Annotated in this window: 15 protein-coding genes; 12 read left to right on the top strand and 3 right to left on the bottom strand. The window is 65.1% G+C overall.

Going from position 1 to position 12187, the window contains the following annotated elements:
- Positions 1-15: 15 nt before the first annotated feature.
- Both ACR64R_RS21310 and ACR64R_RS21305 read left to right on the top strand, forming a co-directional pair.
- Complete coding sequence (locus tag ACR64R_RS21310) at positions 16-1212, top strand: GGDEF domain-containing protein (protein ID WP_487358245.1); 1197 nt, start codon at positions 16-18, stop codon at positions 1210-1212.
- 111 nt (positions 1213-1323) lie between these two features.
- Positions 1324-2526 (top strand): GGDEF domain-containing protein, encoded by a 1203-nt coding sequence (locus tag ACR64R_RS21305; protein WP_487358244.1) that lies wholly within the window; start codon positions 1324-1326, stop codon positions 2524-2526.
- Here ACR64R_RS21305 and ACR64R_RS21300 read toward each other — a convergent pair.
- Positions 2510-2866: a hypothetical protein gene (locus ACR64R_RS21300; RefSeq protein WP_487358243.1), complete on the bottom strand. Its 357-nt coding sequence runs from the start codon at positions 2864-2866 to the stop codon at positions 2510-2512. The genes ACR64R_RS21305 and ACR64R_RS21300 overlap by 17 nt on opposite strands.
- A 236-nt stretch (positions 2867-3102) precedes the next feature.
- On the opposite strand from ACR64R_RS21300, the gene ACR64R_RS21295 reads away from it, so the two are divergent.
- The 7 genes from ACR64R_RS21295 to ACR64R_RS21265 all read left to right on the top strand — a co-directional run bounded on the left by ACR64R_RS21295 (position 3103) and on the right by ACR64R_RS21265 (position 8710).
- Positions 3103-3609, top strand: coding sequence for a hypothetical protein (locus ACR64R_RS21295; RefSeq protein WP_487358242.1), 507 nt, complete (start codon positions 3103-3105; stop codon positions 3607-3609).
- A 374-nt stretch (positions 3610-3983) separates the two neighbouring features.
- The gene (gene sdhC, locus ACR64R_RS21290) at positions 3984-4409 is read left to right on the top strand and encodes a succinate dehydrogenase, cytochrome b556 subunit (RefSeq protein WP_487358241.1); all 426 of its coding nucleotides are present in this window, start codon (positions 3984-3986) and stop codon (positions 4407-4409) included.
- Complete coding sequence (sdhD, locus tag ACR64R_RS21285) at positions 4406-4801, top strand: succinate dehydrogenase, hydrophobic membrane anchor protein (RefSeq protein ID WP_487358240.1); 396 nt, start codon at positions 4406-4408, stop codon at positions 4799-4801. The genes sdhC and sdhD overlap by 4 nt, the downstream gene beginning before the upstream one ends.
- A gap of 4 nt (positions 4802-4805) precedes the next feature.
- Positions 4806-6638, top strand: coding sequence for a succinate dehydrogenase flavoprotein subunit (gene sdhA / locus ACR64R_RS21280; protein ID WP_487358239.1), 1833 nt, complete (start codon positions 4806-4808; stop codon positions 6636-6638).
- Positions 6639-6640: 2 nt separating this feature from the next.
- Positions 6641-7075: a DUF3052 domain-containing protein gene (locus ACR64R_RS21275; protein WP_487358238.1), complete on the top strand. Its 435-nt coding sequence runs from the start codon at positions 6641-6643 to the stop codon at positions 7073-7075.
- A complete protein-coding gene (locus ACR64R_RS21270) occupies positions 7075-7854 on the top strand; it encodes a succinate dehydrogenase iron-sulfur subunit (protein WP_487358237.1) in 780 nt (259 codons plus the stop codon). The genes ACR64R_RS21275 and ACR64R_RS21270 overlap by 1 nt, the downstream gene beginning before the upstream one ends.
- Before the next feature lie 229 nt (positions 7855-8083).
- Entirely contained in the window at positions 8084-8710 is a 627-nt protein-coding gene (locus ACR64R_RS21265) for a YceH family protein (RefSeq protein ID WP_487358236.1), read from the top strand.
- A 58-nt stretch (positions 8711-8768) separates the two neighbouring features.
- Here the strand turns inward: ACR64R_RS21265 and ACR64R_RS21260 are convergent, their stop codons facing one another.
- The gene (locus tag ACR64R_RS21260; RefSeq protein WP_487358235.1) at positions 8769-9194 is read right to left on the bottom strand and encodes an OsmC family protein; all 426 of its coding nucleotides are present in this window, start codon (positions 9192-9194) and stop codon (positions 8769-8771) included.
- 260 nt (positions 9195-9454) lie between these two features.
- On the opposite strand from ACR64R_RS21260, the gene ACR64R_RS21255 reads away from it, so the two are divergent.
- The 3 genes from ACR64R_RS21255 to ACR64R_RS21245 all read left to right on the top strand — a co-directional run bounded on the left by ACR64R_RS21255 (position 9455) and on the right by ACR64R_RS21245 (position 10637).
- Entirely contained in the window at positions 9455-9625 is a 171-nt protein-coding gene (locus tag ACR64R_RS21255) for a hypothetical protein (protein ID WP_487358234.1), read from the top strand.
- Positions 9622-9978: a YciI family protein gene (locus ACR64R_RS21250; protein ID WP_487358233.1), complete on the top strand. Its 357-nt coding sequence runs from the start codon at positions 9622-9624 to the stop codon at positions 9976-9978. The genes ACR64R_RS21255 and ACR64R_RS21250 overlap by 4 nt, the downstream gene beginning before the upstream one ends.
- A gap of 128 nt (positions 9979-10106) precedes the next feature.
- Positions 10107-10637: a hypothetical protein gene (locus tag ACR64R_RS21245; protein WP_487358232.1), complete on the top strand. Its 531-nt coding sequence runs from the start codon at positions 10107-10109 to the stop codon at positions 10635-10637.
- A 223-nt stretch (positions 10638-10860) separates the two neighbouring features.
- Here ACR64R_RS21245 and ACR64R_RS21240 read toward each other — a convergent pair whose 3' ends face one another.
- A complete protein-coding gene (locus tag ACR64R_RS21240) occupies positions 10861-12138 on the bottom strand; it encodes a ubiquinone biosynthesis hydroxylase (protein WP_487362512.1) in 1278 nt (425 codons plus the stop codon).
- Positions 12139-12187 lie beyond the last annotated feature (49 nt).

Raw genomic sequence — 12187 nt, 5'->3', positions numbered from 1 at the left:
GAAAGTCGCAGTCCTTTGGACACTGGTCTGCTCATAGCGCTGCTCAATCCGGCGATAGCGCTGGTGCTCGGCGCTGCATTCGCCGTGCTTTGGTCCTATCAGCGCAATCGGCCATATCTCGCCGTCCTGGCGGCAAGCTATGCTTTCGCCGGGGGCGGCTTCCTGTTCCAGCATTTCACTCTGCCGGTCGGCCTGGCGCCGTCCAAGTTCTTGTCCAATCTGTGCTTCTGCGTTTCCGGGTCCTGTCTGGTCGGCGCCATCGTCGCGCGTTACGGCCGGCCCGTGCCTTACGCCGGGATCGGCGTGCTGGCAGGTAGCGGCATGGCTGCATTCTGCTGGTTTCTATTTGTTCAACCGGACCTGACGTGGCGGATTCTCGTCGTCAATTTCGCGCTCGGCGGCATCAGCCTGCTGGCCGCCGCGGAACTGCGCGTGATACGCGACAATGGCCCGACCGAAAGGATGCTGTTCGTCCTGGCATTGCTTTCCGGGCTGAACTTCTTCGTTCGGACCCTGGCTGTCATCATCGCGCACGGACCGTTCAAGAGCTACGCCGATCTTTATGCATCCTCCTACTGGACAACGGCGCTGCTGCTGCAAGCGCTGCTATCGCTAACGATCGCGCTTTCGCTGTTCACCGCGGCGGCGCTCGACGTGATGAAAGCGCTCAAGGCGGAAACACATACCGATCCGCTCTCGGGCATACTTAACCGCCGCGGCTTCGAGGAGCGGTCGGCCCAGTTGCTCGACCAGTGCGGCAAGGCCGGCTTTCCCGTCGCGCTGGTGCTGGCCGACCTCGACCATTTCAAGGCGCTTAACGACCAGTACGGGCATGAGGCCGGCGACCGGGTGATCGCCGACTTCGCCGCCAAACTGCGTTCCGCCACCGGCGTGCGCGGGGCCGCGGGCCGTATTGGCGGCGAGGAATTCGCCGTGCTTCTGCCGCTCTGCGACCTTGCCTCGGCAAGGCTCTTTGCCGAGGCAATCCGCGCCTTCTATTCGGCCGGCGCGGTCGATGGCCTGCCGCCCGGCGCCAGGGTCACGGCAAGCTTCGGCGTCGCCGCCCGCTCCGGCACGGAAGGGCTGATGCCATTGATGCGGCGCGCCGACGAGGCGCTTTACAAGGCCAAGAAGAACGGCCGCAACAGCGTGCGCCTTTCTTACGAGCGTCCCGAAACGGTTTTCGTTGCCGAACCGCTCGCTGCCGGGTGAGATTGGCTGACGCAGGCGGTCCAGGCCCTATGCGGTTTCGCGCTATGGTTGGCGTTAACGTGATTTTCGCCCGCCGATGGTTTTCTGTCCGGACATCCGACGAAGGAAGACATGGGCAGCGCCGACTTCATATTGATGATCAACATGCTCGTCGCCGGGCTCCTTGCGGCGGCGTTCATGGCGGTCGCCGTCCACGGCACCGGGCGAAAGCCGGCGCGCTGGCTTGCCTTCAGCTACCTGCTCGGCATGGTCTATTGCGTCATCGAGGTCAGCATCCCCGCCTTCGCGGACGCTCGCGTGCCGGTCGTCACGGCCTTCGCCGTGTTCCTCGGGGCGACCATCGTCTTCAATGGCGGGCTGGCCCATAAATATGGCGTGCGGCCACCTTGGGCGCTGATGCTGTGCTTCCTAGTCGTCGCCTCCGTCGCCGTCTATCTGGTGCAGGACCTGCCACGCCAGTCGCTCACGCGCATGATGGCCTACCAGTTTCCCTACGCCGTCATGCAATTGGCGGCGCTGGGGATTGTACTTAATTCCCGGCAAAGGCTTGCGTGGCTCGACCTCATGCTGGCGCTGGTGCTCGGCGCCAGCGCCCTGCAGTTTGCCTCCAAGCCTTTGATCGCGGGGGCGTTGGGGGGCTGGGGCGCCGACCCGCAGGCCTATGTCACGACCCGCTACGCGCTGGTATCGCAATCGCTAGGCACCGTGTTCGGACTGGCGCTGGCGCTGCTTGCCTTAGCCGTCCTGGTGCGCGACGCGCTGGCCGAGGCGACCTCGAAATCGGAGACGGATACATTGTCGCGGCTGTTCAATCGCGGCGGCTTCGAGCGCCACGCGGACCGTGCCATCCGTGACGCCGTCCGGCGCGGGGTGCCGGTGGCGCTGGTGATCGCCGATCTCGATTATTTCAAGAACATCAACGACACCTACGGCCATGCATGCGGCGACCGGGTCATCGAGGCGTTCGCCGGTTTCCTGCGCGAAGCCGCCGCCGATCACCATGTCGCGGGCCGTATCGGCGGCGAGGAGTTCGCCATCATCCTGCCCGGCACCAATCTTGCCGCCGCCCGGCTGTTCGCGGAGGGCGCGCGCAACGCGTTCAGCGCCTTGCCGATCGAGGGCCTACCCGCCGACCATCGCTGCAGCGCCAGCTTCGGCGTGGCGGAGCTTGCTGCCGATGAGGGTTTTGCCGATCTTTTGCGGCGAGCAGACGCCGCGCTTTATGAAGCCAAGAATGCCGGCCGCGACTGCGTGCGCGTATCAATCGGGGCGCGGCGCCGCCACACGCCGACGATCTTCAACGGCAAGGGCTGAGATTAGGCATCTCGCCGTCTGAAAGCCCGTACATGTAGGAGCGGCCTTTTACGAGCACCGGCGGCTGGTAGCAGCCCGGCGCGCCAGCCTCGTCCGCGTGGTCATAGACGACATCCGGCTGGCCGGCGCTGCTGTACTCGGAAAGCTTCCCGGCCAGCTTGCCCCCGCCAACGATGATGCGCTTGTAGCCTGCGGCGCTGTCGATGACCAGATTGCCGAAGGAATCGGCATAGACGCGGTCGTGATGACGCAGTCCAGCTTCCGCCGGCGCGGCGATGGTCATGACGAGCGCTGCCAGCGACGCGCCGGCGAGGCTGGTCCGCACTGAATTCGAACGCATGTCGCTCTCCTGTTGCTCGGCGCGGCAGCCGCGCACGAAATCCGGTTCGAATCGGAAATTAACCTTTTCTTAACCTTTGTTAAGAGGCGGAGAGGCTTCGACGCCGGTTCTCAAGAAACATGGTTAATTTCGGTGTGGTCGACCTCCCGCCCGCCAAGGAGCGGGCCTTGAAGCCGGCGTGAACTTGATCTTGGTGCGCCGCGTGGCTAGCGTGCCGCGCACGAAAGGGGCAGCGCATGAGCTTTGGCTACACGGTTCGGGTGTCGATCGCGATCCCGCTGCTTCTCGCGGCCGCGGCCTGCGTGCCGCAGGACAATGCGCCCAAGGCGGCCAATGTCGCGGCGCCCGCTGTTTTGCCCGCTACGACCACGCCCTCCGCCGCCGCCTCGGCGGCGGCGCCTGTACCGTCAACGCCCGCGTACCCGGCCACGGCTCCGGCAATTGCTGCTCCCAAGACGCCCGCCCCACCACCGACCAAGACCATCACCGACCTTACCGTGCCGCGATCCGGCATCGGGACGGCCACCTACAGATGCGGCAATGGCGGCATGATCACCATCCAGAATCTCGGATCGTCGCTGCGCGTGGTCCGGCCGGATGGCACGGCCGAGGAGTTCGCGGCATCGCCCGCCAACCAGAGCAGCCGCTACCAGGAAGCGGCGACGCATGACGCAATCGTGATCGACGGACGCGAGGCGCTGGTGATGAAGCGGGGGTCCACCCCGCAGACCTGCAGAAGGTAGCGGGTGGGCTGATCTCCAGGTGAGGCCGGCCTGTAAACGGCAGCTTCCTGCGCTTCCGGTGCTCACGTACTTTAGGTACGCTTCGCTCCGGTTCTCGGAACCTGCCGTTTTCGACTTGGCCTGACCTCAATTTCAACCAACTCGGCGCGATCTTGCTGCGATGCAGCGAACGCTGTGCCGGCTTCGAAACAGCCGCTAATCGATTGAAGCGCACGACCGCCAGTTTTGTCAGACTAAATGATGTTTCCAAAACGATTTTCCGGCTTTGACGCGGTGCAAAAAGAGCATTAGAAACCGCCTGTCCGGAGCCATATATCAGGGCGGCAAACGCCGCATTCCCATCCCGGCTTCAAGGATGCCGAACTGGGGGAGCCATGAGCAAATCACCAGCCACCCGCGCAGTTGCCAGACATGAACGGCCGCTCTCGCCGCATCTGACAATCTACCGGCCGCCGATCACGATGACGATGTCGATCATCCATCGCATCACCGGCGGCGCGCTTTACTTCGGCACGCTGCTGGTGGCCGCTTGGCTGATCGCGGCCTCGAGCTCTCAGGCGGCCTTCGACCGGGTAGACTGGGCCTTCGGTTCCTGGCTCGGCCGGCTGATTCTCTTCGGCTACACCTGGGCGCTGATGCACCACATGCTGGGCGGATTGCGCCACCTCGTCTGGGACACCGGGGCGGGGCTGGAAAAACACACCGCGTCTAGGATCGCCTGGGCAACGCTCGCCGGCTCGGTCGTGCTTACGCTCCTGGTCTGGATCGCAGGTTACATTGCTCGCGGAGGCCTGGCATGAGTGGCAACACCACCGATATGCGCACGCCGCTCGGCAAGGTGCGCGGCCTGGGATCGGCCCGCGAAGGCACGCAGCATTTCTGGCGCCAGCGGCTGACGGCGATCGCCAACATCCCGCTGCTCCTGTTCTTCGTCGGCTTCCTGATCGCGGTCAACGGCCACGGCTACACGGAAGTGCGGGCAGCACTCGCCAATCCGTTCGTGGCGCTTGTGCTGGCGCTGGTGCTGATCTCCGGCCTCTACCACATGCGGCTCGGCATGCAGGTCATCATCGAGGACTATGTGCATGGCGAAGGCATGAAACTGGCGCTGATCGCGCTCAACACATTCTTCTGCGTGGCAGTCGGCGTCGCTTCGCTGTTTGCCCTGCTCAAACTCGCATTCGGAGGCTGAGGCCTTGGCCAAGGATACAAGCAACACGGCTTCCGCCTATAGCTTTGTCGACCACAAATTCGACGTCGTGATCGTAGGCGCCGGCGGCGCCGGCCTGCGCGCCACGCTCGGCATGGCCGAGCAGGGATTGCGCACCGCCTGCATCACCAAGGTGTTCCCGACGCGCTCGCACACCGTTGCCGCGCAAGGCGGCATCGCCGCCTCGCTCGCCAATATGGGCCCCGACAATTGGCAGTGGCACCTCTTCGACACCGTCAAGGGATCGGACTGGCTGGGCGATATCGACGCGCAGGAATACATGGTGCGCGAGGCGCCCGCGGCGGTCTACGAGCTCGAGCACTACGGCGTGCCCTTCTCGCGCACGGAAGAAGGCAAGATCTACCAGCGGCCCTTCGGCGGCATGATGATGAATTTCGGCGAGGGCCCGCCGGTGCAGCGCACCTGTGCGGCCGCCGACCGCACCGGCCATGCCATGCTGCACACGCTTTATGGCCAGTCGCTGAGGAACAACGCGCAGTTCTTCATCGAGTATTTCGCGCTCGACCTGATCATGGAGCCGGACGGCACCTGCACCGGCGTGGTGGCCTGGAACCTCGATGACGGCACCATCCACCGTTTCTCGGCCAAGATGGTGGTGCTGGCGACCGGCGGCTATGGCCGCGCCTATTTCTCCGCCACTTCGGCGCATACCTGCACCGGCGATGGCGGCGGCATGGCAGCCAGGGCCGGGCTCGCGTTGCAGGACATGGAGTTCGTGCAGTTCCACCCGACCGGCATCTATGGCGCCGGCTGCCTGATCACCGAAGGCGCGCGCGGCGAGGGTGGCTATCTGGTCAATTCCGAGGGCGAGCGCTTCATGGAGCGCTACGCGCCGTCGGCCAAGGACCTCGCCTCGCGCGACGTGGTCTCACGCTGCATGACGATGGAGATCCGCGAAGGCCGCGGCGTCGGGCCGAAGAAGGATCACATCTTCCTGCATCTCGACCATCTCGACCCGGCGGTGCTGCATGAGCGGCTGCCAGGCATCTCGGAATCGGCGAAGATCTTCGCCGGCGTCGACCTCACCAAAGAGCCGATCCCCGTGCTGCCGACGGTGCACTACAACATGGGCGGCGTGCCGACCAATTATTGGGGCGAAGTGCTCGACCCGACGGCCGAGAGCCCGGATCGCGTTTTGCCCGGCCTGATGGCGGTGGGCGAAGCCGGCTGCGCGTCGGTGCACGGCGCCAACCGGCTGGGCTCGAACTCGCTGATCGACCTCGTCGTGTTCGGCCGCGCCGCGGCGCTGCGCGCCGGCCAGGTGATCGACCGCAAGTCCGCTATCCCCTCGCCCAACGCGGCCTCGGTCGAGAAGATCATGGACCGCTTCGACAGGCTGCGCCACGCCAATGGCTCGACGCCGACGGCGGTGCTGCGCGAGAAGATGCAGCGGGCGATGCAGGAAGACGCGGCGGTTTTCCGCACGCAGGATTCGCTGGAAAAAGGCTGCAAGCGCGTTTCCGAGATCTGGGGCGAGCTCAAGGACATCAAGGTCACCGACCGCTCGATGATCTGGAATTCCGACCTCGTCGAGACGCTGGAGCTGGAAAACCTGATGGTCAACGCCATCACCACGGTCCACGGCGCCGAGGCGCGCAAGGAGAGCCGCGGCGCGCATGCGCGGGAAGATTTCTCGGCGCGCGACGATGCCAACTGGCGCAAGCATACGCTGGCCCGTGTCAGCGAAGACGGCAAGGTGACGCTCACCTACCGGCCGGTGCATACCGAGACGCTGCTGGCGGAAAAGGACGGCGGCATCAACCCGGCCAAGATCGCGCCGAAGGCCAGGGTGTATTGATCGTGGCATCGGCGGCCGCGGGATATTCCGGCACGCCCCTTCCGGCCAAGCTCGGCCTGAGGGACGGCATGGTTGCCGCCTTCATCGCGCTGCCGCCGGAGCTCGATGATCTGGCTGACGCGGTGTCCTTCGCCAAGGTCGACCGGCCCCCCGCTTGGGCGGCGATCTCGGGCCGCCAGAAATACGATGCCGTGCACGCCTTCACCCGGCAGCGCGCCGAGATCGAGGACGGCCTGGCCGGCATCGAGATGGCGATCAAGCGCGATGGCACGGTGTGGGTCTCCTGGCCGAAGAAGGCCTCGAAAGTGGCGACAGACGTCACCGAGGACGTGATCCGGTCGGAGGCGCTGAAGCGCGACCTGGTCGACGTCAAGGTCGCCGCCATCAACGAAATCTGGTCCGGGCTGAAGCTCGTCATCCGAAAGGACCGCAGGTAATGGTCGAACTCACGCTACCCAAGAATTCCAAGGTTCAGCAGGGCAAGACCTGGCCGAAACCGGAAGGCGCCACCAATCTGCGCGAATACCGCATCTACCGCTGGTCGCCGGATGACGGCGGAAACCCGCGCATGGACACCTATTTCGTCGATATGGACGATTGCGGCCCGATGGTGCTCGACGCGCTGTTGTGGATCAAGAACAAGATCGATCCGACGCTGACGCTGCGCCGCTCCTGCCGCGAGGGCATTTGCGGCTCCTGCGCCATGAACATCGACGGTTCGAACACGCTCGCCTGCACCAAGGGCGCCGAAGACATTTCGGGCGCCGTGAAGATCTATCCGCTGCCGCATATGCCGGTGATCAAGGACCTGGTGCCGGATCTCACCAATTTCTACGCCCAGCATGCTTCGATCGAGCCTTGGCTGAAGACGGTGTCGCCGGAGCCCGCCAAGGAATGGCTGCAGAGCCACGAGGATCGCGCGAAGCTCGACGGGCTTTACGAATGCATCCTGTGCGCCTGCTGCTCGACTTCCTGCCCGAGCTACTGGTGGAACGGCGACCGCTATCTCGGCCCGGCGGTGCTGCTGCAGGCCTATCGCTGGCTGATCGATTCCCGCGACGAGGCGACGGGCGAGCGGCTCGACAACCTCGAAGACCCGTTCCGGCTCTATCGCTGCCACACCATCATGAACTGCGCCCAGACCTGCCCGAAGGGGCTCAATCCGGCGAAGGCGATCGCCGAGATCAAGAAGATGATGGTGGAGAGAAGGGTTTAGTTCTCGCGGGCCTTACTCGCAGGTAGCGAGCCTTCGCTCCCCTTCTGTCCCGCCGGACATTCTCCGCCACAACGGAGGAGATCGGCTGTCATTTTGGCTTTCGCCAATCTCCAGCGTTGCAAGAATAGGCAAGCGGCGTAGAAGCTGCTGATCTCCCCCCTTGCGAGGGAGATGGCCGGCAGGCCAGAAGGAGGTGCTGTCCCTCCAGCTATCAAAGGATAGACAACCAATGACCGATCTCCCCGTTCTCTCCGCCGTCGAAGCGCGCGTACTCGGCTCGCTGATCGAGAAGAAGGAGCTGACGCCGGATGTCTATCCGCTGACGCTGAACGGCGCGCATCAGGCCGCCAACCAGAAGACGGCGCGCGAGCCTGTCATGGCGCTGGAATTGACCGAGGTCAGGCGGGCGCTGAGCACGCTGGAGCAGAAGGGGCTGGTGCGCCAGGCCTTCGCCTCGCGGGTCGAGCGCTACGAGCATCAGATGGCGCAGCGTTTTTCGCTCACCACGCCGCAGATCGCCGTGATCGGTCTGTTGCTCCTGCGCGGCGCGCAGACCGCGCACGAATTGCTTGCCCGCTCGGAACGCATGGCGCGCTTTGCCTCGATCGAGGAGCTGCGCGACAATCTGGACCTTATGATCGGCCGCCGGCCGCCGCTGATCCAACTGCTCGAACGCGCGCCCGGCCAGCGCGAGGAGCGCTATGTGCATCTCCTGAGCGGGCCGGTGGAGGCGGCGGTGGCCGCGCCGTGGCAGCCGCCGGCGTCGTCATCGGATCCCGATCTCGAAGCGCGGGTCAGGGCGCTGGAGGAGGAGGTCGCGGCGTTGCGGGCGAAGATCGAGGCGCTCGGCCTGTAGGCCCATTAGCGGAAATGTCGGCGGGACAGCGAAGGATCGCTGCCCCGCGCAATCTGCATCACCCCAATTTCGCGTCCAGCGACACCTTGATGGCGCCGAGGGCCTTTGAGACCGGGCATTCGGCCTTGGCCTTCTCGGCCAGCTCCTTGAACTTCGCGGCGTCGATGCCCGGCACCTTGCCGACCAGGGTGATGGCGCTGCCGGTGATGCCGGTGCCGGGAACCAGCGTCACCACGGCCTTGGCGTCGAGCTCGGCGGCGGGGGTGCCGTTCTCCGCCAGAAAATGCGACAGCTGCATGGCGTAGCAGCCCGCATGCGCGGCGGCGATCAGCTCTTCCGGATTTGTGCCGGACTTGCCGCTCTCGTCCTGGAAGCGCGCCTTGAACGAATAGGGCGTGCCCTTCAAGGTGCCGCTCTGCGTGTCGAGCGTGCCCTTGCCTTCCGTCAGATTACCTTTCCAGACGGCGTTAGCGGTGCGGTCCATGGAGTCCTCCTGGTCTGTTGGGGTTGCGCCGGCGGGCGCCGGCGTTCTCCTGAACTATAGCGCGGGCGGGCCGGAAGACCATCCATGGCCTGACATGATTATCTTCGCGCAAGGCGCGTCGAAACTTATCGAAAAACTGCGTGCAAGAATGTCGACTTCCCATCGGTCCGACCGTCCTGTGGGCGGCCATTCACGGCCGATGGAGATCAAGGATGGACAATCTGTATCTTGCGATCTGGGGAAGGCCGGGACGAAGAGGCATGCGACTTGAAGAATTCTGGCTGGATTCGCCGGCGCCCGGCTTCGGCCGGCTGGCGGCGGCCATCGCCATCATCGGCGTCGCGGCATGCCTGCTCGACCACGTAGCGACAGCAGGCAAAACCGACACCGCCGCCTTCCATGATGCGTCAGCGAAAGGAAGCTCCAAATGAAATATGTCCTGCTGGTCTATGGCGAGGAAAAGGACCTCTTCGCCCTGGCGCCAGAGCGCGCGGCAAAGCTCGATGCCGACTCGCTTGCCTATGACAGGGCGCTCGACCGTGAAGGCAAGCTGGTCGTCGCGCAGGCGCTGCAATCGGTGAAGACCTCGAAGTCGCTCAGGCGGCGCAAGGGAAAGGCGGTGGTGACCGACGGGCCGTTCGCCGAGACCAAGGAGCAGTTGCTCGGCTTCGTCATGGTCGAGGCGGCGGACCTTGCCGAGGCGCTGGAGATCGCCGACGGCATTCCGCTGGCCGAACTCGGCACCATCGAGGTCCGGGCGATCTACGACATACCGGGCTCATAGCCGGATGGGTCGCTGAAGCTGTCTTTCCCGGGAAACACCTTCAGCGTTTCTTCACCTGTCGCAACCGTTGCGTGTTGAACGAGGGCCGCGCTTCTCTTATCGTCGCCGCGATTTCGGGGGAATTCGGCATGCCTTTCCTGATCGCCATCCTTGGTATGCTCGGAGCGGCCGCCATCTGGTGGTATCGGCTGAAATATATGAGCGACGCCGCGCGCGAGGTCGCCGATGTCGTGGGACGCGTCCAGGGCAACATCCGCCGCAAGAAATTGCGCAACCAGGCCGCGCTCTCGCCGCTGACCGCGATCGACGATCCGGTGGTGGCGGCGGCGACGCTGATCACCGCGATTGTCGCGGAGCACGGCCCTATCCTGCCCCAGCGCGAGGCCGTCATCCGCGAGGTGATCGCGCAGATCGCCGAAAGCCAGAAGAAGACCGACGAGGCGGTCGTATACGCCAAATGGGCGGCCCCGCAGGTCGACGACACGACGATCGTCATCGACAAGCTGGCGCCGTTCCTGCGCGAGCGCCTCGATCCGCACGAGCGGGACGACCTGCTCAGGATGCTGAATCGGGTCGCTCAAGGCGGCGAGCAGAGCTTGAAGGTCGCCGATCAGCGGATGCTGAGGCTGCGGCAGAAGCTGGGTTTCGAAGTCAATTGATCCAGGCGACCATCGATCTTTGAACGCGAGGCAGTTGTGCCTACATCAATGGCGGGTACACCGAACCGCCAAGGCTCAGATGGAAGCGATTGCCTGCGTGGCTGCTGAATTGGCCGATCTGGTTGATACGCTGTTTGGATACAGGTTGGGCAAATCCAGGGCCGGCAGATTGGTGATCGGCATGCTAGCCGCAGTCCTGGTCCTCTATCATCTCCTTTGGCTGCTAGATTGCTTCCCCTTTCAATAGCCTTGGTGTGTCGCCGGAGAGGCCCGAGGCCTGGCGGATAAAGAAGTCCTTCAGCCGCGGCATGCGCTCGACGAGGCCCAAGCCGATGTCGCGCACGGCGCGCAGCGGGCCGATGTCGTTGGAAAACATCCGGTTCAACACGTCGGTGGTGACGCCCATCTGGAAAGTGTCGAACCGCCGCCATTGCTGGTAGCGTTCCAGCACGTCGAGCGCGCCGATGTCCTGGCCGAGCCGGTCGGCCTCGACCAGCACCTCGGCGAGCGCGGCCACGTCCCGGAAGCCGAGATTGAGCCCCTGGCCGGCGATCGGGTGGATGCCGTGGGCGGCATCGCCCGCGAGCGCGATGCGCGGCGCGATGAAGGCGCGGGCGAGCGTCAGACCAAGCGGCCAGGCGCGCGGCTTGTCGACGACGCGGATCTCGCCGAGCTTCAGGCCGAAGCGCTGTTCCAGATCGTGCTCGAAAACAAACTCGTCGCCCTCGACCAGCGCTTTCGCGTCCTGCGCGCGCTCCACCCACACGATCGAGGAGCGGTTGGTTCCATCCTTGTCCGGCTTCAGCGGCAATATCGCGAACGGGCCGGCGGGGAGGAAATGCTCTTCGGCGCGGCCGTTGTGCGGGCGCTCGTGCGCCACTGTGCAGACGATGCCGGACTGACCGTATTCCCACCTCACCGTCTTGATGCCGGCCATGTCGCGCAGCCGCGAGTTGACGCCGTCGGCGGCAATCAGCAGCCGCGCCGTCAGCGCCGCGCCGTCGGCAAGATGCACGGTGATGCCGGCGCCGCCGGTATCAAAGGCGGCGACGGCAACGCCCTCGATGATGTCGATGCCGAGTTCTCCGGCTCGCCGGCGGAGCGCGCCGTTCAGATCGGTGTTGGCGACCATATGCGCGAAGGGCTCGCCGGGGGCGACCTCGCCGTCGAAAGTGAGGAACACCGGGCGCGCGGGATCGGCGGCGCGCGAATCGGTGATGATCATCTCGGTGATCGCCTGAGCCTCCGGCGCGATCTCGTCCCAGACGCCGAGCTGCTCCAGCATACGGCAGGCGGCGGCCGCGATCGCCGAGGCGCGGACGTCCTTTCGCCAGACGCCGGCGGGCGCCGCGTCGACGACGGCGACGGCGAGGCTGGGGCGCGCCTGCTTGAGCGATACGGCGCTGGCCAGGCCGACATAGCCCGCGCCGGCAACAAGCACGTCGAGCGGAGCCTCGCGGTTTCCATCGGCCCTTGCTCCATCCGGCTTGCGGTCGACCATGGCATCATCCTTTCGCGGCTTCGACCGGCCGCCGTTTGCGGCCTTGACT

The organism is Mesorhizobium sp. MC2-1-1 (assembly GCF_057597255.1).
This window is presented reverse-complemented; position numbering and strand designations above follow the sequence as displayed.

What these genes read in the sequence shown, in the direction of transcription:
- sdhD (WP_487358240.1), top strand. Translation starts at nt 4,406, where the DNA reads ATGAGTGGCAACACCACCGATATGCGCACGCCGCTCGGCAAGGTGCGC.
- ACR64R_RS21265 (WP_487358236.1), top strand. Translation starts at nt 8,084, where the DNA reads ATGACCGATCTCCCCGTTCTCTCCGCCGTCGAAGCGCGCGTACTCGGC.
- ACR64R_RS21295 (WP_487358242.1), top strand. Translation starts at nt 3,103, where the DNA reads ATGAGCTTTGGCTACACGGTTCGGGTGTCGATCGCGATCCCGCTGCTT.
- ACR64R_RS21300 (WP_487358243.1), bottom strand. Translation starts at nt 2,866, where the DNA reads ATGCGTTCGAATTCAGTGCGGACCAGCCTCGCCGGCGCGTCGCTGGCA.
- sdhC (WP_487358241.1), top strand. Translation starts at nt 3,984, where the DNA reads ATGAGCAAATCACCAGCCACCCGCGCAGTTGCCAGACATGAACGGCCG.
- ACR64R_RS21270 (WP_487358237.1), top strand. Translation starts at nt 7,075, where the DNA reads ATGGTCGAACTCACGCTACCCAAGAATTCCAAGGTTCAGCAGGGCAAG.
- ACR64R_RS21245 (WP_487358232.1), top strand. Translation starts at nt 10,107, where the DNA reads ATGCCTTTCCTGATCGCCATCCTTGGTATGCTCGGAGCGGCCGCCATC.
- ACR64R_RS21305 (WP_487358244.1), top strand. Translation starts at nt 1,324, where the DNA reads ATGGGCAGCGCCGACTTCATATTGATGATCAACATGCTCGTCGCCGGG.
- ACR64R_RS21250 (WP_487358233.1), top strand. Translation starts at nt 9,622, where the DNA reads ATGAAATATGTCCTGCTGGTCTATGGCGAGGAAAAGGACCTCTTCGCC.
- ACR64R_RS21255 (WP_487358234.1), top strand. Translation starts at nt 9,455, where the DNA reads ATGCGACTTGAAGAATTCTGGCTGGATTCGCCGGCGCCCGGCTTCGGC.
- ACR64R_RS21260 (WP_487358235.1), bottom strand. Translation starts at nt 9,194, where the DNA reads ATGGACCGCACCGCTAACGCCGTCTGGAAAGGTAATCTGACGGAAGGC.
- ACR64R_RS21240 (WP_487362512.1), bottom strand. Translation starts at nt 12,138, where the DNA reads ATGGTCGACCGCAAGCCGGATGGAGCAAGGGCCGATGGAAACCGCGAG.